The 20,036-nt window shown below is 36.7% G+C and carries 23 protein-coding genes; 11 read left to right on the forward strand and 12 right to left on the reverse strand.

The genetic code is table 11. The annotated features are described in order from the left end of the window. Nucleotides 1-53: 53 nt before the first annotated feature. Genes CVO_RS09690 through CVO_RS09705 form a run of 4 tightly spaced genes read left to right on the forward strand, consistent with a single transcriptional unit; the run spans nucleotide 54 to nucleotide 4,618 of the window. Nucleotides 54-1,673 carry a cation:proton antiporter gene (locus tag CVO_RS09690; RefSeq protein WP_159572009.1) on the forward strand — a complete coding sequence of 540 codons (1,620 nt, stop codon included), beginning with the start codon at nucleotides 54-56 and terminating at the stop codon, nucleotides 1,671-1,673. Between the two features lie 5 nt (nucleotides 1,674-1,678). Next, complete coding sequence (locus CVO_RS09695) at nucleotides 1,679-2,506, forward strand: HAD-IIB family hydrolase (RefSeq protein WP_159572011.1); 828 nt, start codon at nucleotides 1,679-1,681, stop codon at nucleotides 2,504-2,506. Beyond that, nucleotides 2,499-3,785 (forward strand): sugar MFS transporter, encoded by a 1,287-nt coding sequence (locus CVO_RS09700; protein ID WP_241690973.1) that lies wholly within the window; start codon nucleotides 2,499-2,501, stop codon nucleotides 3,783-3,785. Before CVO_RS09695 ends, CVO_RS09700 begins: the two co-directional genes overlap by 8 nt. Then, the gene (locus CVO_RS09705) at nucleotides 3,782-4,618 is read left to right on the forward strand and encodes a D-hexose-6-phosphate mutarotase (protein WP_159572014.1); all 837 of its coding nucleotides are present in this window, start codon (nucleotides 3,782-3,784) and stop codon (nucleotides 4,616-4,618) included. Before CVO_RS09700 ends, CVO_RS09705 begins: the two co-directional genes overlap by 4 nt. Here the strand turns inward: CVO_RS09705 and CVO_RS09710 are convergent. Further along, complete coding sequence (locus CVO_RS09710; protein WP_241690974.1) at nucleotides 4,608-5,585, reverse strand: lytic murein transglycosylase; 978 nt, start codon at nucleotides 5,583-5,585, stop codon at nucleotides 4,608-4,610. The genes CVO_RS09705 and CVO_RS09710 overlap by 11 nt on opposite strands. Before the next feature lie 110 nt (nucleotides 5,586-5,695). Here CVO_RS09710 and CVO_RS09715 point away from each other — a divergent pair, with 110 nt between their 5' ends. Continuing rightward, nucleotides 5,696-5,842 (forward strand): hypothetical protein, encoded by a 147-nt coding sequence (locus CVO_RS09715; protein ID WP_159572017.1) that lies wholly within the window; start codon nucleotides 5,696-5,698, stop codon nucleotides 5,840-5,842. On the opposite strand, the gene murU is transcribed toward CVO_RS09715, so the two are convergent. The 8 genes from murU to secG all read right to left on the reverse strand — a co-directional run bounded on the left by murU (nucleotide 5,829) and on the right by secG (nucleotide 12,727). Further along, nucleotides 5,829-6,491, reverse strand: a complete 663-nt coding sequence (gene murU, locus CVO_RS09720) for an N-acetylmuramate alpha-1-phosphate uridylyltransferase MurU (RefSeq protein ID WP_159572020.1) — start codon at nucleotides 6,489-6,491, stop codon at nucleotides 5,829-5,831. The genes CVO_RS09715 and murU overlap by 14 nt on opposite strands. Continuing rightward, nucleotides 6,488-7,426 (reverse strand): aminoglycoside phosphotransferase family protein, encoded by a 939-nt coding sequence (locus CVO_RS09725; RefSeq protein WP_159572023.1) that lies wholly within the window; start codon nucleotides 7,424-7,426, stop codon nucleotides 6,488-6,490. Before CVO_RS09725 ends, murU begins: the two co-directional genes overlap by 4 nt. Continuing rightward, on the reverse strand, nucleotides 7,419-8,525 hold the full coding sequence (locus tag CVO_RS09730) for an anhydro-N-acetylmuramic acid kinase (RefSeq protein ID WP_159572026.1): 1,107 nt from the start codon (nucleotides 8,523-8,525) through the stop codon (nucleotides 7,419-7,421). Before CVO_RS09730 ends, CVO_RS09725 begins: the two co-directional genes overlap by 8 nt. Next, entirely contained in the window at nucleotides 8,518-9,990 is a 1,473-nt protein-coding gene (locus tag CVO_RS09735; RefSeq protein WP_159572029.1) for a sodium:solute symporter, read from the reverse strand. The genes CVO_RS09730 and CVO_RS09735 overlap by 8 nt, the downstream gene beginning before the upstream one ends. Further along, on the reverse strand, nucleotides 9,990-11,102 hold the full coding sequence (locus CVO_RS09740) for a glycoside hydrolase family 3 N-terminal domain-containing protein (protein ID WP_430738911.1): 1,113 nt from the start codon (nucleotides 11,100-11,102) through the stop codon (nucleotides 9,990-9,992). Before CVO_RS09740 ends, CVO_RS09735 begins: the two co-directional genes overlap by 1 nt. Nucleotides 11,103-11,127: 25 nt before the next feature. Then, on the reverse strand, nucleotides 11,128-11,736 hold the full coding sequence (pyrE, locus tag CVO_RS09745) for an orotate phosphoribosyltransferase (protein ID WP_159572032.1): 609 nt from the start codon (nucleotides 11,734-11,736) through the stop codon (nucleotides 11,128-11,130). A gap of 7 nt (nucleotides 11,737-11,743) precedes the next feature. Then, nucleotides 11,744-12,301: a ribosome recycling factor gene (gene frr / locus CVO_RS09750; protein ID WP_159572035.1), complete on the reverse strand. Its 558-nt coding sequence runs from the start codon at nucleotides 12,299-12,301 to the stop codon at nucleotides 11,744-11,746. A 93-nt stretch (nucleotides 12,302-12,394) separates the two neighbouring features. After that, the gene (secG, locus tag CVO_RS09755) at nucleotides 12,395-12,727 is read right to left on the reverse strand and encodes a preprotein translocase subunit SecG (protein WP_152300194.1); all 333 of its coding nucleotides are present in this window, start codon (nucleotides 12,725-12,727) and stop codon (nucleotides 12,395-12,397) included. 160 nt (nucleotides 12,728-12,887) lie between these two features. On the opposite strand from secG, the gene CVO_RS09760 reads away from it, so the two are divergent. Continuing rightward, nucleotides 12,888-13,580 (forward strand): methyltransferase domain-containing protein, encoded by a 693-nt coding sequence (locus CVO_RS09760; RefSeq protein ID WP_159572038.1) that lies wholly within the window; start codon nucleotides 12,888-12,890, stop codon nucleotides 13,578-13,580. On the opposite strand, the gene CVO_RS09765 is transcribed toward CVO_RS09760, so the two are convergent. Next, entirely contained in the window at nucleotides 13,562-14,008 is a 447-nt protein-coding gene (locus tag CVO_RS09765; RefSeq protein ID WP_159572041.1) for an MOSC domain-containing protein, read from the reverse strand. The genes CVO_RS09760 and CVO_RS09765 overlap by 19 nt on opposite strands. Before the next feature lie 260 nt (nucleotides 14,009-14,268). Between CVO_RS09765 and soxC the strand changes: the two genes are divergently transcribed. The 5 genes from soxC (at nucleotide 14,269) to CVO_RS09790 (ending at nucleotide 18,716) form a co-directional block, all read left to right on the forward strand. After that, nucleotides 14,269-15,609 (forward strand): sulfite dehydrogenase, encoded by a 1,341-nt coding sequence (gene soxC, locus CVO_RS09770; protein WP_152300191.1) that lies wholly within the window; start codon nucleotides 14,269-14,271, stop codon nucleotides 15,607-15,609. A gap of 13 nt (nucleotides 15,610-15,622) precedes the next feature. Beyond that, nucleotides 15,623-16,777: a c-type cytochrome gene (locus tag CVO_RS09775; protein WP_159572044.1), complete on the forward strand. Its 1,155-nt coding sequence runs from the start codon at nucleotides 15,623-15,625 to the stop codon at nucleotides 16,775-16,777. A gap of 42 nt (nucleotides 16,778-16,819) precedes the next feature. Then, complete coding sequence (locus CVO_RS09780; protein ID WP_152300189.1) at nucleotides 16,820-17,275, forward strand: thiosulfate oxidation carrier protein SoxY; 456 nt, start codon at nucleotides 16,820-16,822, stop codon at nucleotides 17,273-17,275. A 62-nt stretch (nucleotides 17,276-17,337) separates the two neighbouring features. Beyond that, on the forward strand, nucleotides 17,338-17,628 hold the full coding sequence (gene soxZ / locus CVO_RS09785) for a thiosulfate oxidation carrier complex protein SoxZ (protein ID WP_159572047.1): 291 nt from the start codon (nucleotides 17,338-17,340) through the stop codon (nucleotides 17,626-17,628). 122 nt (nucleotides 17,629-17,750) lie between these two features. Further along, the gene (locus CVO_RS09790; protein ID WP_159572050.1) at nucleotides 17,751-18,716 is read left to right on the forward strand and encodes an MBL fold metallo-hydrolase; all 966 of its coding nucleotides are present in this window, start codon (nucleotides 17,751-17,753) and stop codon (nucleotides 18,714-18,716) included. Nucleotides 18,717-18,789: 73 nt separating this feature from the next. On the opposite strand, the gene CVO_RS09795 is transcribed toward CVO_RS09790, so the two are convergent. Both CVO_RS09795 and CVO_RS09800 read right to left on the reverse strand, forming a co-directional pair. Next, on the reverse strand, nucleotides 18,790-19,194 hold the full coding sequence (locus CVO_RS09795; protein ID WP_188093943.1) for a thiamine-phosphate pyrophosphorylase: 405 nt from the start codon (nucleotides 19,192-19,194) through the stop codon (nucleotides 18,790-18,792). Continuing rightward, entirely contained in the window at nucleotides 19,184-19,885 is a 702-nt protein-coding gene (locus CVO_RS09800; RefSeq protein ID WP_159572053.1) for a Bax inhibitor-1/YccA family protein, read from the reverse strand. The genes CVO_RS09795 and CVO_RS09800 overlap by 11 nt, the downstream gene beginning before the upstream one ends. Nucleotides 19,886-20,036 lie beyond the last annotated feature (151 nt).

Consider the following 20,036-nt stretch of genomic DNA (forward strand, 5'->3'; position numbering starts at 1 on the left):
TAAAAGGTTCTTTTGCTACAATAATAAAATTTAAAATTATTAGAAAGATTTTGATGGATTCTGCGCTTTTATACATAGTTGTGGCATTAGGTGTTTCAACGGTACTAAATCTATTTTTAAAACGCTTTGGTATTTCACAGATAATAGGTTATATCTTTACCGGTACTATAATGGTGTATGCCTTTGATTTAAGATATATGAATGATTCATTGACACTGGAACATATAGGTGAGTTTGGAATAGTTTTTTTAATGTTTACAATCGGACTTGAGATATCTTTGGCAAAAATGAACAGTATGAAAAAAGAGATATTTTTCAATGGGTTTTTGCAGGTAGGATTTACTGCACTTATTGTCTATGCAATTAGTCACTATATTTTTTTACTGGAATCTATCTCGGCTCTTATCTTATCTCTTGCATTTGCTCTATCTTCCACGGCAGTTGTTTTAAGTTACCTAAAGAGCTCAAAAGAGATACACAACCCATACGGTCAGCGAGCTACGGGGATACTTATATTTCAAGATATTGCTGTTATTCCTATACTTATACTTTTGGGATTTTTAACGAGCAATGGCGACCAATCGGTAGTTAATATACTTAGGGACACAGTTATAAGTGCTGTTTTTGTTATGGGTTTTATGTTTATAGTGGGAAAAAGAGTAATGACATGGCTTCTGCATTTCTCAGCTTCTAGTGAAGTAGACGAACTTTTTATGGGCTCTGTTCTTTTTATAGTCGTATCAGCTGCACTTTTGGCCTCTTATGCGGGCTTTACATACTCTCTTGGGGCATTTGTTGCAGGAATGATTATAGCCGAGACAAAGTACCATCATAAAGTTGAATCAGATATTGCGCCTTTTAAAGATATACTTCTTGGAACATTCTTCATCGTCGTGGGAATGAAGATTGATGTTCTCTTTTTTATTGATAACTTCTGGCTTATTGTCGGTATTTTCATGCTTGTTTTGGTTTTAAAGACAATCATTACTTATCTGGTTCTTCGTATTTCATCTTCGCATGTGCTCTCTTTAAAAACTGCTCTTGCAATTTCGCAAGTGGGGGAGTTCTCTTTTGTTATCTTTGCGGTTGCAAGCATGGGCGGTCTTTTGGAGAGAGAGCTTGAGTCGCTCTTTGTTCTTGTGGTTATTTTCTCTATGATAGTGACTCCGTTTTTTATCTCAAAAATAAATCGATTTGTTGCCTATATTACGCGCTTTGAATATTTAGGGCTCAACACCTCCGCATTTGTATCCAGAGAGAACCATGTGATAGTCTGCGGCTACAGTACTATCGGTAAATTTGTTGCCAAAAACCTTGATGAACTTGGCGCTCCTTATGTTATCATAGATAATAATCCAAAACATGTTCATGAAGCTCTTTCTGCCGGAAAAGAGGCATATTTGGGAGATATGTCAAAGCTCTCGCTCTTAGAGGCACTTCATGCAGAGAGTTCGGCGGCGGTTATTGTAACACTTGATAATATTGAGAAGAAAAGAGCGATTTGCGAGGCTGTTTTAAAACACACAAAAGATATTAATCTTATAGTAAAAGTCGCCACACTTGAGGATAAAGAGAATCTTCAGGATTTAGATATAACTTCTATTGTAGATACTAAAGTAGAAGTTGGACGATTACTTGTTGAGAAAATGATTACATGTAAGATGCGGTATTAAGCAAGATGAAAAATGCCTATATTACGGATCTCGACCACACTTTTTTGCGAACGGATCTCTCAATAAGCCTCTTTACAAAAGAGATATGGAACAGTTTTGGGGCTGACTCTGTTCTTAGCATAGCAACGGCAAGAACATATAAAAAGACGGCACAGTTCTTAAGGGATGTAGATGTTAATGCTCCGATGATACTGCTTGATGGTGCATTGATAGCGACGATGGATAAAAAGATAATCGGTACGAAGTTCATAAACAGAGAGCTCGGGGATGCCATCATAGATGAGGGTGCAAAGTTCGGTATCTACCCTTTTGTTCTCTCTTTGGCTGATAAAAATCTAAGCGAAGCCTTCTCCTACTCTACGACTTTAAATGCCTATCAAACAAAGATACTAAAAAACTATAAAAAAGATGACCATCATCACCAAACTAGAGATCTTCGCGCAATGGATGATAATTTTAAGATAGTCTATTTTGGCGAGGAGGAGATTCTGAGAAGATTAGCGTTGCATTTAAGAGCTGTTTTTGGGGATACAATAAAGTATATTTTGGCTCCCGAAGCCTATGCGGGCTGCTACTTTTTGACGCTGCTTCACAAAGATGCGGACAAATCCCACGGCATAAGAAGTGTGAGCGAAGCAATCGGTTTTGATTTAAAAAAGCTGAGTGTTTTTGGAGATAACTTCAATGATATTGGAATGTTCGAACTGGCAGGAACATCAATAGCCGTAGCCAATGCGCAAGAGGGAGTAAAAAAGGCAGCAAAAATAGTTCTGCCACACACAAATGATGAAGACGGCGTTGCAAACTATCTTAAGAGTCTCAAAAATGTCTAAAGACTTTAAAATATCTAGCACTTCTACTATCTTACCTATGACGATAATAGGAGTGCTCTTTTTTATTTTCGGTTTTGTCACATGGCTCAACGGCTCGTTAATTCCGTTTTTAAAGGCTATATGCGATCTTAACGAGTTTGAAGCTCTTTTTGTAACTTTTGTATTCTACATCGCCTATACGGTAATGGCTCTGCCAATGTCTTTCGTGATTGAAAAAATAGGCTACAAAAACTCAATGGCACTCGGCTTGGCAATAATGGCAGTCGGGAGCCTTCTCTTTATACCTGCAGCGCAGAGGGAGAGTTTTACACTTTTTTTGCTAGCTCTTTTTGCACTAGGATCAGGTCTTACCATCTTGCAGACTGCTTCAAACCCTTATATAGTCTGCATAGGACCCATTGAGAGTGCGGCGATGCGTATAAGCATCATGGGGCTTATAAACAAGGGGGCGGGAGTTATTGCGCCTCTTCTCTTTACCGCATTTATACTCTCAGGCATCGGCTCTTTGGAGGATCTATCCGCGGAGTCAAAAGAGGAGCTTGCTTCAAAACTTATAGTTCCTTACATCGTTATGGCACTATTGCTTAGTTCTCTCATCGCTCTTGTAAAGTTTTCCAAACTTCCCGAACTTGAGTTTGAAAAAGATGAAGCAGGAGAACAAAAGAAGAGTATCTTTGCATTCCCGCGCGTGGTTTTAGGTGCAGCCGCACTCTTTTTCTATGTCGGCATAGAGGTAATAGCAGGCGATACCATCGGTCTTTACGGTCAGCATTTAGGTTTGACAAATGTTACTTCCCTGACCTCTTATGTAATGTCTTTTATGGTGCTTGGATATGCACTCGGCGTCCTGCTTATACCGAAATATCTCTCACAGGAGCGCGCGCTTATAGGCTCTGCACTTTTTGGGGTACTTTTTTTGTTTGGAGTAGTTGCTTCATCTCAAAGTCATGGAATTTCAGAGATTTTGTGGGGATGGAGCGGTATTAGAACTCTTCCAAATACGGTAGCATTTGTAGCACTCTTAGGATTTGCAAACGCACTTGTTTGGCCGACGATCTGGCCGCTAGCACTGGAGGGATTGGGAAAATATACAGCACAGGGAAGCGCACTGTTGATTATGGCTATAGCGGGCGGCGCGATTCTTCCGCTTCTCTTTGGAAAGATCTCGCATGTTAGCGGAGATATGCAGTCAACATATCTTATGGGGATAATCTGTTATCTCTTTATACTCCTCTACGCTCTCAAATGGCATAAGATAAAGTCTTGGGATGAGATGTGATAACTCATAAAAAACTGCCAAACGGCTTTGAATATATTGAGGTGAAAAATGGAGTCGCAGAGGCAAAAATTGCCCTGCAGGGGGCACATCTGTTTCACTACGCAAGAGTAGGCAAAGAGCCGATTTTATGGCTTAGCGAAGTAAGTGATTTTGAGAAGGGCAAAGCAATCCGTGGCGGTGTTCCAATCTGCTGGCCGTGGTTTGGCTTCAATAAAGACAAAGCTCTGCCTCAGCATGGTTTTGCAAGAATCTCTATGTGGGAGTTTGTGTGTAGCAATGAGCTGGATGAGAAGACAACGGTTTTGACTTTTAAACTGACTAATAGTGAAAAAACACTTCAGATATGGCACTATAAATTTGAGCTGGAGCTGCGCATTACTATCTCAGATAAGCTGACAATGGAACTTAAAACGACAAATAGAGATGAGAAAGAGTTTAAGATTACACAAGCGCTTCATACTTACTTTGCTGTTTCGCATATATCTGATGTAGTTATCTTAGGTTTAGATAAAAAGCCATATTTGGATGCGCTGACATACAAAAATGAGGAGCAAGAGGGCGATATAACTTTCAGTGAAGAGGTCGACAGAGTTTATCAAGATGTTGATGACGAAATTGTATTAAGAGACAAAAACAGAGAGATTCACATAAAAAATCAAGGTTCATCTTCTGTTGTCGTATGGAACCCGTGGATTGAAAAAACAAAGAGAATGAGTGCAATGCAAGAAAATGCTTATGAATATATGCTCTGCATAGAATCCGCGAATGCGTTTGATGATGCAAGAGCTATAAAATCTCAAGAGTCACATAGTTTAAAGGCTGTTATTTGCTAAGTCCCATTTTTGCTTCATACGCCAAGCGCATAACTCCAATGGCGTAGTTTGAAGAGTTGTTGTAGCGCATAATTTTTTTTATATATTCTCTTAGGTAGTCAAGTTCTGCTCTGTCACAGGCAAAACATTGGTACTTTTTAACACCATTTTTATTTTTTGCGTAGACAAAAGATGCATTTTCATTTTCAAATTCAAAATCATACCACTGTGACTCAAGTTCTATTATATTTGGAATTTTATTCCAATCAATTAACTCTTTAAAATCAGCTTTTTTATTTAAAAATTTGCTCGCAGATACAATGGCATCTTCCATTTTTGTAAGATCTGCTATCTCTGTTTTATAACCCTCTGTATAGATAAAATTATTCGGCATAAATTGCGGTATTCCAACAGCTCCGGCATAAGAACTTGGTAGATTGCACTCCTCGGGAGTTATCCCTTTTTTATAGCAATGAGTTATTATTGATGCCATATTGCTTTTTCCCATATTTAAAAGCCACTTCTCTCTGGGCGTATTTGGTATTGTTCTAACTACCAAAGTGTTAAAGACAATAAATGCGTCATGTTTAGGTTTAATTTTGCCAAGTCTTGTCTCTTTGATTAAAATAGCGGCGATTATTTCACGATTTACACCATATTTTTTCTCAGTATAATCATATACTTCAGTGTATTTTTTAAGATGTTTTACCATGTCAGGGATATATTTAACAAGAGTATTATTGGCTTTTTTCTCATTTTTTCTATGAATTTTTATATACTTTGGCTGAAGATATTTGTAGCTTATCTCATCAAATTTTTGTGTTTTAAAGTAAGAGAGTAAAAATTGATTTGCATATTCATATGAAACGCCATCTTTTACTACTTTATTACAGATATCTGCATAATCTTTATTTTTAAATTCGCAGGTATCATATTTTGCAAAAAGCAGTGTAGTAAGTGAAAGTATAAAAAATATTTTTAATATCAAATCACCCTCCTTTTTTTTAGTATACCATTTAAAATCAAATATATATTAATCTTAAGTAATAAAAATATTTGTTATAATTTTAAAAAATATTATAAATGTAGGAAATAAAAATGGAAGTAGATAAAGCTTGTAACAATGATAAATGTATAAAACACAATGAGTGTGCTCGTTATCAGTCATATTTAGATGGCAATAAAGATTATAAAACTTTTAAAGGTACTGAAACAAAAGCTTGTGGGCAGTTTATACAGAAGTAGCGTTAACCTCTTTTAGTCTTTGCGGTGTGCCTATATCATACCATCTTCCGTCATAGAGTGAGCCACTTACTTTGCCCTTCTCTACAGCCTCTCTAAGCAGTGGTGCAAGCGGCATCTTTTTGTTCTCTAAGCCCTCAAAAAGTTTAGCAGAGTAGTACCCGATACCTGAAAATGTAAATCTTTTTTTTGTATCGTTGCTTACTCTGTTTTTATGTAGTGCAAAATCTCCATCAGGATTATGCTCAGGGTTTGCGACCAAGATAAGATGCGCCAGGTCGCCCTTTAAATCAAAGCCTGTTTCAAACTCATAGTCGCACCAGATATCGCCGTTTACCACCAAAAATGTTTCGCTCTCTATTAGAGGGAGCGCTTTTATAATTCCGCCCGCGCTCTCTAACGCCCCGCTTTGCCTCTCGTCCGAGTAGAGCAGGTTGACTCCCCACTCTGAGCCGTCGCCCAAACTCTTCTCTATCATGTCGCCTAAATGGTCTATATTGATGATTATTTCGCTAAAGCCAAGAGAAGCAAGCCGCTCTATATGCCAAACAATAAGACTTTTACCGTGAACTTTTAAAAGCGGTTTTGGAGTTTTATCGCTTAGCGGACGCATTCTCTCTCCGCGACCTGCCGCTAAAATCATGGCTTTCATTTTATTTTTCCTAAAAAAGCGGCAAACTCTTTTGTCTCTTCATATCTGCCTGCCGTATCTATAACATATTTAAGAGTCAGGGGTATATCTTTTAAATAGCCCTCTTTTTTGTCGCGGATATTCAGACGAGAGAAGATTCCAAGCACTTTTATGTGTCTTTGAAGCCCCATGAAATCAAACCATTTAATAAATGTTTCATTGTCTACTTTGAGCCCCTTTTTGTCGCGAAATTCTAGAGCCAGCTCTTTTATAACTCTCCGATCATAAGCGATATAGCAATCTTTTAACAGTGAAACTAAGTCATAGGTAATCGCTCCAGACATTGCATCCTGATAGTCGATAATTCCGAGTTTATTGTTCTCTTTTAGCATGATGTTTCTTGAGTGAAAATCGCGATGAACAAATGTTTCTTGCGGCTGCTCAAGAACAATATTTGAGATGACATTAAGAGTATTTGCTATAAGTTTTTTTTGTGTTTCAGACAGTGTCGCTTGAAGATATTTTTCGATGTACCACTCCTGCATCAAATTCATCTCTGCATGTAAAAACACTTTATCGTAAAGCGGAAGTCCTGCAACATCGGCTTTTTGCATCTTCAAGATGGTATTTATGGCTTTTGTGTAGTATGCTTTAAAGTTATTTTGATTTAAGATATTCAGATAGTGCTTAGTGCCGAAATCTTCGAGTATCAAGAAGCCTTCTTCTGTGTTTTGTTCAAATATTTTAGGTACGCCCACATCCGCATTTTGAAGTCTTGATGTCACATCAAGAAAGGATATGAGCGACTCTTTTTCAAGTGAAGAATCCATCAGTAGAGCTGTTTTGCTGCCGTCACGCAATCTGTAATATTTTCTAAAACTCGCATCTGCCAAAGCAGACTCAACTATGTAGTTTTTAAAGGTCGTTGTTTTTAGCCAGGTTTGGGTTTTACTCATAAATAGCACCTAATATAGAATCTTTTGACGCTCCTGTCACGGAGGATAATTTAACACAATTTTTGTGCACTCTCTCATGTGCGAGCCATGCAAAAGCCATAGCTTCCATAAACTCGCTGCTTACCCCGCACTCATCGCTTGAAACCACTTCCACACCCCTTAGCACATCTCCAAGTCTCTGCATAAGATAGCCGTTTTTAACACCGCCGCCGCATACTATAAGCATATTTACCTCGTTTTTTTTGACCTCATTTGCAATGTTTGAGACCGTTAGTTCCAAAAGTGTTGCCTGTATATCTATATTTTTAAGATGTACCATTGCATCTTTTTTATGTGAAAAAGTTTGAAGTTCTCTCTCAAGCCATGCCCCATTGAAGAGCTCTCTTCCAGTGCTCTTTGGGGCTTTTTTTGAAAAATAGGGCTCGCTTAGCATCTGCTCTAATAGCTCAGAGTTTGGAGTTCCTGATTTTGCCCATCTTCCATCCTCATCAAACATTGCACTGTTGTGAAGCGAAACCCAGTAATCCATAAGAACATTTCCGCATCCGGTATCGTACCCCGTGAGATTTTCTCCCAGAAGAGATAAGTTTGCCATCCCGCCTATGTTTACAATGGCAATTTTGGCTTTTAGTCTTGAGAAGATATATTGATGAAAAGCAGGCGCAAATGGAGCGCCCTGACCGCCTAAAGCCATATCTTTTCGTCTGAAATCACTAACGACACGAATGTTTGTTAGCGCCGTTATAATATTAGGATTGCCCAGTTGCATGGAGAAGGGATATTCACCCTCCGGTTCATGCCAAAGCGTCTGTCCATGTAGACCGATAGCGGCTATCTGTTTTTTATCTATCTTTTTTTCAGCTATAAAACGCTCTAGCGCATCTGCGTACATCTCTCCCAAACGCGTATCAAGTTCGCCGATTTGCTTAAGTGCTACAGGAGTCTTTAGCGCTTTTAAAATCTTCTCTTTTATCTCTTTGTTAAAAGGGTAAGTCGCAGAGTGCAGAAGTTCAAAACTCTCTTGCTTGATTTCGCAGTAGGCAATATCAATGCCGTCAAGACTAGTTCCCGACATTACGCCAATGTAAAATTCACTCATTTTTCGCTTCTCCTGTTTGAACGATTAAAAATGCTGCAGTTGTGCCGATAACCATCTGCCATGAAAAACCAATCTCAAAGCCAAAGGTATAGGGTTGAAGCGCTAGAACTGTAGCAAATCCTCCAAAAAGCCCCCATAAAACACTCTTTTCATTTCCGCGCGATGTAAATATTGCCGAGAAGTATACACCCAAAAGCCCCGTATATGCAAATGCCATAACGCCAAGCGCGAAATTTATAAGTGATAAATCACCGTGGCGCTGCCAGAAGTAACTTACCATTGCCATAAGAGAGAGGAGCAGGGCAAAGAGGAGCACCGCAAATCGTGAAGCTTTTACAAAGTGTTGCTCCTCCACTTTGCCCTGTTTTAATCTCCATGGTCTGTAGAGGTCTTCAACCGCAACCGATGCCATGGCACCAAGAACAGAGTTTGTGCTTGAGAGCGCTGCCGCAATGGCTCCGACTGTAACCAATCCTCTTAATCCCTCAGGCATTTCGTTTAGTATGTAGTACATAAAAATCGTAATTTTTTCGCCCTCAAAACTCTGTGTTACGCTGCTTTGCATGTAAAAGAGGTACAGAAGTGAGCCGATTGCCAGAAAAAGAAGTACGACGGGGATGGTGAGCAAAATAGAGACAATAAGCGATTTTGCCGCCTCTTTTTTATCCCTGCACGCCAACACTCTTTGCGTCATATCCTGATCAAGTCCGAATGCAGCAATGTTTAGAAGAAACCAGCCGCCAAGAAGCGTGAAAATACTAAAACTGCCCTCAAACGATGTATCTAAAAAGTTTAGTTTACTGTGTTCGTTAAGCGTTTTTATAATTTCGATGTGCTCAAGCGAAGTGTAGAGATAGACAAGAACAGCGACTCCCGCTCCGATGTATGTTATGGATTGGATAACATCACTTAGTATTATAGAACGCACACCGCCGAAGTAGGTGTATGCAAGCGCTCCAAACATTAAAACTAAGATGGAGAGCGCAACATGAAAAAAGAGTATATCGCTAAACAAAATCATTGATATTGCAAGAGAACCGATATAGAGTCTTGCTCCGCTGGCAAGTAAGCGCCCGATAAGAAACATAACGCCTGCTTGCTTTTTTGCGCTCTCGCCATATCTGTCTTCTAGGAGTTCATATACCGTAACCGCCTTCATCTCGTAATATTTCGGAACTAAAATGTAAGCTACAAAAATAACCGCTAAAAGCGCAGAGAAGTAAAATCCTATAAATGTAAAATCATGCACATAAGAGTATTCTGGAGCACCCAAAAAAGTGGCGGCTGACTGTGAGGTAGCTAGAACAGATATGGCGACGGCAAACATCGGCATTGTATTTGGAGATAAAAAGTAGTCTCGTGAAGAGTTGATTTTGGTACGGCTTAAAATAGCGGATGTAACGGCAAGCATGATAAAATAGGAGGCAAATACGACCCAGTCTAGAGTTGAAAAAGCACTTTGCATTATTTAATTTTTATCTTAGTGAACAACTGTTCTACTCTTGAGTTTGACTCTAAAATTCTACTTAGAGGGATTGCGCCGTTTTTTACTTGAGCTAAAATAGTTTCTACAAGTTCATCACTGTTTTGATATGAGAGTTGGTTGCCAAAGAGCAGCATGTCCACTCCAGAGTTTATAGAGAGTGTCACAATCTGTTCAAGAGTATAATGTTTTGCAATCGCTCCCATCTGCAAATCATCACTGACAATCACGCCTTTATAGCCAAGTTTATCTCGCAGCAGCTCCGTATTTGCTTTGTATGAAAGCGTTGAGGGATAAAGTTCATCAAGATTTGAGTTAAAGACATGAGCCGTCATTATCATGTCGGCATCTCCTGAATGTATAAGCTCTATGTAGGGTTCCAACTCAATCTCACTCCATGTTTTGCTTATATCTACAAATCCGTTATGTGAATCTTCAAGTGATGAACCATGACCTGGAAAATGTTTTATCACGCTGATAATGTTTTTATCTCTTAGTGAGTTCATAAAAATTTTTGCATATTTTGTGACCTCTTTGGGCTCGTTTGAGTAGGAGCGTTTTAGTCCTGCTATAACCCTGTTTTGAGGATTTACAGCTAAATCGACTACAGGCGCGAAGTTACAGTTTATACCTGCATCTTTGAGTGTTTTTGCAAGATTGTCATATATTCGTTTTGCCATGTAGGCATCCATCTCGGAAACAATTTTAGCAGAGGGTGTGGCTTCAAAACCGTAAGCGCTTTTGAGTCTTGCGACCTTTCCTCCCTCTTGATCAACTGAGATTAGAAGCGGTTTTAGAGCGAATGATTTGAGCGATGAGGTAAGAGTTTTTAGCTGAGAAGGAGAACTTATATTTTTTGTTTTAGTTCTTTCGTTAAAATGGCGGTCAAAAAGAATGATACCGCCGAGGTGATATTTTTGTATCTGCTTTACGATTTGACTATCTTTTGTAACACTTTGTCCATCAAAACCTACGATAAGCATCCTGCCAATCATCTTTTTAAGCAGCTCATCTTGAGGCATCTCAGAAGCATATGCATTTTGAAAAAAGAGCATCAGTGTAAAAAAAAGAGTGGTTAGTTTCAAAAACAACACCTTTTAAATAAGCTCTTTTTGGATTTTAATTTCCTCTTGAGCCGGGCTTTATAGCTTCGCTTCCGGCTTTGCACATAGGGCACTCATCAGGAGAATACATCTCAAATGTAAAATCCTCCAGCGCAAAAAACGGAATGTCTTGAGGGAGTTTACAGTTTGGCTTTGTTGTGATATCGCTGTTTTGGCGCTTACAAAAACCGCGGTTAGCAAGTGCGGCAACACCTACAATCTCTCCGCCAAGGCTTTTTACAACTTCTGCAGCTTCCATAGCAGAACCGCCTGTAGTGATAATATCTTCACACATCAAAACTCTTTCGCCTTTTTTTATCTCAAAACCGCGGCGGATGGTCATCTTGCCATCTACTCTCTCCGCAAAGATAGAGCGTACATCAAGCGCAGTCGCAAGTGCAAAACCTGCAATAAGACCGCCAAGAGCCGGAGCACAGACACTGTCTATCTCCAAGCCGCTTTTTTTGATCTCAAGTGCCAGTGCATCTGCAAGAAGTTTTGCTGTTTTTGGGTTCTCTAAGACCTTTGCAGACTGGAGATAAAATTGTGAGTGGTTACCGCTGCTTAGTTTAAAATGCCCCTCCAAAAGAGCATCAGAATCCATATATATTTTTTTAATATCCATAGTTAAGTTATACCTTTAGTATCTCTGCTTCTTTTGTTTTGAGTATGCTATCGATCTCAGCAATAAATTTATCTGTAAGTTTTTGTATGTTGTCTTGAGCTGATTTTGACTCATCTATTGTTATCTCTTTGTCTTTTTCAAGCTTTTTGATCTTATCATTTGCATGTTTTCTGTCGTTTCTGATCGCAACTTTTGCAGTCTCACCCATGCTCTTCATCTGTTTTACAGACTCTTGTCTCTGCTCAACCGTCATGGCAGGAAAATATAGTTTGATCTGATCCCCATCATTATTTGGATTTGCGCCTACATTTGCTTTTGATATAGCACTTTCAATTGCAGGAAGAAGATTTTTTTCCCATGGATTGATAACTATTGTAGTTGCATCTGCAACTAAAATAGAACCTACCTGATCAAGTGAAGTCATGGTACCATAGTAATCAATTCTAACATTGTCTAAAACAGATGTAGTTACTTTACCTGTTCTAAGTGTTTTAAAATCTTTTAGCATATGGTTTACGCTTGCTCGCATCTCTGATTCGCATGTATCGAATATTTCATTTAGCATTTAGTTTCCTTATGTATGAAAATAGTGGCGGTATTGTAGCAAGAAATGCCTAAAAAAAATATTTTAATGAAGTATAGTTGCAAAAAAAAGCAACTATTTAGAAGGTGAAGTTTCGTTATCTTTTGGTGTTGAATTAGGAGCTAACGGAGCTTTAATATCTGTTGGTTGAACTAAGTTGTCTACAACAGATTCATTTGCTGTTGATGAGTACATATAACCTAAAGTAATTGTATTTACAACAAATAAAAAACCAATAGTAAAGGTTGTCTTTGCTAGAAAACTGCCCGGACCTTTCGCTCCGAAAACAGAATCATTTGATCCGCTGTACGCGCCAAGACCAATACTTGAGCTTTTTTGCAGTAATACTGCTATTACTAACATTATGACTAAAATTATTTGAACAATAAGTAGAAAGCTGGTTGTCATTATATATCCTGAGTTTTTAAAGTGGCGAATTATACCTAAAAAATTTAATTGTTGCAAAATAAGATATAATTTTAAAAAATATTTAAAGCGTTTTAAATCGAAAAAAAGAATTTTTATAGTAAATGTTATATTTAACAACGCTTTAACAATAAGATATACAATGAAAGTAAGTTTAGAATTTTCCAAATACGCATTAGAATACAACAAATACAATATTATACAAAACAGGGTTATTCAAAAACTTTTAAGCCATGTTACTAAAAAACCAAAAAATATTTTAGATTTAGGATGTGGCAGTGGAGCAATCTGCAAAGCAATAAATTGGGAGTATCAACACTTTACCGGAGTAGATTTTGCGCCAGGTATGTTAAAGCTGCATCCAAAATCATCAAAAATAGAGTGTGTATATGGAGATTTTAATGATGATACTCTTTTTGAGAATATGCTTACATATATATATGATTTTGTATTTTCAGCATCAGCCCTGCAATGGGCGGATGATTTAGATAGAGTATTTTGTAAAATTAAAGAGTTAAATGCCCCTGTTGCTCTGGCAATATTTACATCAAATACATTTAAAACAATAAATGAAACAGCGTCAATAGATTCTATTTTAAAAAGTGCCGATGAAATTAATGCGTTGCAGAAAAAGTATTTTGATGCAGAGTTTGAGATTGTAAACTATAAACTTGAATTTGAATCCACAAGAGATATGTTTAAGTATATAAAAAAAAGCGGTGTAAGCGGATCAAGAAAGATATTAAGCTATAAAGAGAGTAAAAAATTATTATATGAATATCCTCTAAACTATTTAGAGTTTGAAGTAGCTTTTATTTACTCTTGCAATATATAGATAGAATCATCTAGATTAATTTCTCCGCTTTTTATTGTTTTGGCAAAAATTCCTCTGTCACTTTTTAAAAGTTTGGGTATTCTTTTGTCTAGTACCGAGAGGTGATTGCAAATAGTACAGTTTTGACTAATTTCTAATACGGCATCTCCTACTTTAAGCCGTGTTCCGATCGCCAAAGCGTAAGGGTTATAATCTATTAAAAGATTTTCACCCAAATATCCATGCGGCATATCAATTTGATAATTTTTTATTAAATCATAACTATCTGTTGATGCTATTAAAATAGAACGGTCACTCTCTTTATTGTAAAATTTATCACCTTTTACTCCTAGCGTATCCACTAAAAGAGCAGACTGTCTGACTCTTTGAGAATTACCTTTATGGGAAACAAAAAGTTTTAAGATTTTTCCAACATAAATATTTGACATTTTTTTCACCGTTTAATTTTTTTATATGATTTTAACATAATTTTATCTCATAAAGAAGATCTTTTATTTGTAAATCATTCGAAAATTGTGCATTTTTATATAAATGTGAGAAAATTATTACAAAAATGCTATTATTTCTTGACAATTTAATTATATTTCATATATAATGATTTTCTTGCATTTTATAATATGTGTATAAAATATAAACTCTACATATTATGAAATTACAAGATAAAGAGAGAGGGGGAGGTAGATGATAAATGAGTAAAATTTCTGAAAATAATTTAGAAACTACTACAGACAAAGCAAAAAAATCGAGTAGAAGAGATTTCTTCAAAAGAACTGCTGCTTATTCTGTAGGTGCGATAGCTGCTACTAATATTTTAGCACCGGCTAAGCTTTTAGCTGATGATGAAAATATAGTTCACCATGTTGAGTGGGGTACAACATTAGGCGATGAGCTTAACAAGCATCCTTATGGGATACCATCAGCGTACGAACATAATGTTGTAAGAAGAACTTCGGCTCTTCTCTCTTCTGCTGGTGATATGCATGCTGCTGTTTCAATGACGCCGTTACATGAGCTAGAGGGGATTATTACACCAAATGGTTTGCATTTTACAAGAACACACAATGGTGTTGCTCATGTAGATCCAAATAAATTTAGACTTATGATTCATGGATTAGTTGAAAAACCAATTGTTTTAACTTTAGATGAATTAAAAAAGTATCCATCTGAGAGCAGACTTTTGTTTTTGGAGTGTCCTGCAAATGGTGCAGCGGAATGGAAAGGTCCTCAGTTTAACTCTTTACAATTTGTAAAAGGCATGATGAGTAATGCTGAGTGGACTGGTGTTCGTCTTAAAACTATTCTTGATGAAATTGGTCTTAAGCCGACTGCAAAATGGATGTTGGCAGAAGGTTCTGATGGTTCAGAAATGAGCAGAACTGTTCCTGTTGAGAAAGTTTTAGATGATGCAATGATCGTTTGGGCTCAAAACGGTGAGGCACTTAGACCTGAACAGGGATATCCTGTTCGTTTAATGTTGCCGGGCTGGGAAGCTAATTTATGTGTTAAATGGCTCAAGCGTTTAGAATTTGGTGCAGAGCCTTGGTACTGTAAAGAAGAGACTTCTAAATATACTGTGTTAATGCCGAGTGGTAAAGCTATACAGCATTTCTATCCGTTAGAAGTTAACTCTATTATCACAACTCCTTGTCCTGAAAAACCATGGTCAGATCTTAAAAAAGGCGACTTGGTAGAAGTTGAAGGTATTGCGTGGAGTGGTCATGGAACTATTAAAGCTGTTGATATATCATTTGACGGTGGAGATAACTATGTTGAAGCAAGTCTAAAAGGGTTAGTTCTTCCTAAATCATGGACAAGATTCTCATATATGTACAGGTATGAAGGCAAGCCGTTGCTTTTACAATCACGGGCAATGGATGATGCTGGATTCGTTCAGCCATCAATTTCGCAAGAAAAAGCTATTATGGGATTAGAAGGTGTTTATCATAGAAACTCAATTTGTACTTGGGAAGTTAGACAAGATGGTTCAGTTCATAATGTTCAAGTTAGAACAGATAACTGTCCAAGTTAGGGAGATGTAGAAAATGATAAAATTAAACAATAAACTAATTATTCTTGGTGTTTCCGTAGCTGCAAGCAGCGCGCTGTTTTTTACTGGCTGTTTTGCTTCTAATACTTCTGCAGGTACATCATCTGCGAAGGTAGAATCGGCTGCTAGCGGTATATACAACCCTACTAAAAATGCTTTAGATGGTGGTGTTACATATAAAAGAGAAAACGGCATGTATACTGCATATGCCGTTAATGAACAAGCGACAACGGGTGTAAACTTCGGTAGAGTCCCAACTCCAAATGAGTTAAAAGCTTGGGATGCAGATATTATGCCTGATGGTACAGGATTGCCGATAGGTTCCGGTACAGTAGAAGAGGGCGAAGTTCTCTATGACAGAGATTGTGTAAGCTGTCATGGTGAATTTGGTGCAGGAGGCAAAGGCTATCCGACACTAACAGGCGGTTCAATGGATTCGCTTACAAATCAAAGAACTTGTCCGGGCAAAGATGCTCCAAAAAGAACTATAGGTACATATTGGCCACAAGCTAGTACGCTTATTTGGTATATCCGAGATGCTATGCCGTATGCAAACCCAAAAAGTTATACACCAGATGAGATGTATGCTATGACAGCTTATTTGCTGGCAGAAAATGGTATTCAAATAGATGGCGAAGATATCGAAGAGTTAAATCAAGATAACTTTACAAAGATTGTAATGCCAAATCGTGATGGTTTTTATCCAAATATTGATGGACCGGATGGTGTTGAAAATGTAAAAGCATTTTATCAAGATCCGAAAAACTTTGGTGCAGTAGGTACTCGTTGTATGACTAACTGTGGTAAAGAACCTATAAAAAGAATAGGAAATGAAATTACAAATGTTGAACCTCCGTATTCAACTCTAAGAGATCTACCTAAAGTAGATTCAAATGCAGGTGCAGCAGTTTCTGAAGCTGAAATGCTATATGAAAAGTCTTGTTTGGTTTGTCATAAAACTGATAACATGGGAGCTCCGCCGGTTGGGGATAAAAATGCTTGGGCTAAAGTAATGGAACAAGGCATAGATAGAGTAAATCATAATGCTTTAAATGGTATTGGCGCTATGCCTCCAAAAGGCGGTGCTATGAACTTAAGTGACGATCAGGTTAAAGATATCGTTAACTTTATGATAGAGTCAAGTAAATAAATTTAACGATTCTATTATACATTTTAATAAAAAGGAAAAAAAATGCAAAGAAGAAAATTTTTAAGTTTAGGTGTTACAGCGGCTGCTGTTGCATCAGTATTACCAGTTAGTTTAAGTGCTACAGATTTTAGAACAACTGCTCCAAAGGCATGGGAAGCTGCTGGAAGTAGAGAAGCTATTGAAGCATTATTTGGTTTAGCACCTTTAATTGAAGGAAAAATTGAATTAAAAGCTCCAAAATTGGCTGAAAATGGCGGTGCAGTGCCAATTGTTATTAAATCAGATGTAGAACTTACAACAATTGCTCTATTCCAAGATGCAAATCCAAGAAGTGCAGTTGCAGTATTTGAAGTTGGAGAAAATGGTGTTGCTGATATGATGACTAAAATAAAAATGAGAAAAACTGCTGAGGTAACTGTTGTTGGAAAAGGCAAAGACGGCAAATTGTATTCAGCTGTACAAAAAGTAGAGGTTTCTATCGGTGGTTGTGGAGGTTGATTTAATCTTCCACAAATCATAAAGAAAAAATTATAAACATAAAAAATAAAAAGGATTATACTATGAAATTAAAAGCGAAAGAAAACAAAGGTATTGTTGAAGTTAAATTGCTGCTTGATAGTCCAATGGTTGGAAAAGAAGAGGCAGAGATAAAAAAGATAGGTGTTGATTTTCTTACTCATGTAACAGCTAAAGTAAATGGAAATGTAGTTTGGGAAGCATCAACTGGTCCATTTTTGTCAAAAAATCCTTATTTCAAATTTGTATATAAAGGTGCAAAAGGTGATGAGGTTGTTATAGAGACTGTTGACAATAAAGGTGAAACCAAAAGCGATACTGTTAAAGTTAAATAAATTATTTGCTATCTTCTTCTAAAAAAGAAGATAGCAAATGTCACTAAGAATAAACTTTATGTGTTTTTTAACACATAAATTTTGTTCTTGTCGGAGAATAAATAAAAACAAAAGGGGAAAACATGTTAAATAAAATGATAAAACCGTTATTAACGGTTGCTGTAGCGTTAATACCATTAACAGCTGTATGTTCTGAACATAATCATAAATCAGTGCCTGATTTTGATTACAATCTAAAACCAAAACAAGTAAGTGAAAATGTATGGTGCTTTTTTGGAGCACTTGAGATACCGACAAAAGAAAATGGCGGAAATATGGTAAACACTTGTTATATTAAAGGTGATAACAGTTATGTTTTATGGGATACAGGTCCGTCATATGTGTATGCAAAGCAAGCTTACGAAGCAGTAAGTAAAATTGCGGGAAAACTTCCTGTAAAACATGTTATTTTAAGTCATGAACATGATGACCACTGGCTAGGAAATAACTATTATAAAGAAGTACATGGTGCTGAAATAGTCGGTCCAGAGTCTATTAATAAACACTATCCGATTGGACATGAAGAGTCTAGAATGTTTAAAACACTCTCTGAAAATGCTATAAGAGGTACAAAAATCATTCATGTTGATAAGTGGTATAAAAAGGTAATTAAGTTTAAAATTGCCGGTTTAAATTTTGAATATGTTCCTGTTGGAATGGGACACTCTGTTGAAGACTATTTTTTATATATGCCGGATAATAAACTGATTTTAGCTGGTGATTTAGTTATGAATGGAAGAATTACATCAAACAGAGACGGATCTGTAATGGGTCAGCTTAGAGCATTAGAGATGATTAATTCTAAAGAGTGGACAAAACTGGTTCCAGGACATGGATTTATTATAGACAAAACAGCTACGGATGAAGCAGTACAATATTTTACTCTTACAAGAGACAGAGTTCAGGCTGCAATGGATGAAGGTGTTGACAGTACAGAGATAGTTGAAGCGGTACCGTTAGAAGAGTTTAAAGATAAAGCTTTGTATGATTTATTACATGCTAGCAATATATCTAGAGCATTTATGGAATTTGACATGGGGCTGGATTAAGATAATCTGGCCTGAGTGCCAGATTGTTTTATTAAAATAACTTTTTAAAAACTACTTTATAATCTCTCTTGATTTATTGAATTAAAACATCTTTTTCAATACTATACAATTCATATCTTATATATTTAAAATTTTCACTATATTCGACACTGTGAAGTTTATATAACTCTTCAAGTACTCTTGCAGATTCTTGCGCTCTTTTAAAATTAGCAATAATAATAGCTGATATATTGTCGCGATTTAGTTCACTCTTAACAGTTGAGCGAAGTACATCATTTGCACTGTCTCGTTCTTTAAGCAGCTCTAATGTCTCTTTGATTTTTGCTTTGTGTCTTAATTGTTTTAGTTTGTAAGAGAGCTCTTTATTGTTGTCTCGATATCTTAGTATATCTTCAACAACTCGTATACCTTCTTTGAGGCGGTTTAAGTTAGCATCAATCACCCGATAAAGTTCGGGTGAGAGCTTATTATTCTTCATTTCCAAATATACCAAATAGGTGTAAAAGAGATGTGAATATGTTTAAAAAATCAAGATAAAGTGCAATTGCTCCATCGATTGGAGTTTCATATGCCCCTTTAATAATATTTTGAGTGTCATATACCACTAATATACTAAATAGTAAAACAACAGCTCCCGAGATAGCTATAGCCATCAATGGATTCCCCAAAAAGATATTTATAATAGAAAATGCAATAATAACAACAAGTGCTATCATTAATGGTTTTCCATACCCTGAAAAATCTTTCGTTGTTTTAATGGCATAAAAACTCATAGCACCAAATACAAGAGATGTCATTGCAAAAGCATTTCCTACAATTGTTCCACCACCACTCATACCAAGCGTATGTGAAAGCAAAGGTGCTAACATTAAACCTGTCATAAATACAAAGCCAAACATTACAGCTAAATTTATTCCAGGTTTATGTTTTACAAAGTGCAGCCCAATTAAAAGCCCAATCTCCAAAATTAATAGAGGGAAAAAATTAGCTGCAATAGTTCCAGCCATAGGCACACCAACATAAGCACCAACGGCACCAGCCATCATTGAAGCAGCAAAAAGTTTGTAAGTCTCTTTTACAAAAGATACAATTTGTGCATCACTTCTAGCATGATTAGCACTATATGCAGATGCATTTCCCCTTGCATAATCACGATCATAAAGTCCCATATTTTTCCTTTTTCTTGATTATATGTAATACAAAATAATTTACATATTTGTATATTTAAAAATTTTATACATAAAAAGTTAATAAACAGCAACATCTTAATATATGTGGTAGTAAAAAATAAAAAAAACTTAACATTTTAAAAAAAAGATT

Source organism: Sulfurimonas sp. CVO (assembly GCF_009883775.1).
GTDB classification, from domain to species: domain Bacteria; phylum Campylobacterota; class Campylobacteria; order Campylobacterales; family Sulfurimonadaceae; genus Sulfurimonas; species Sulfurimonas xiamenensis.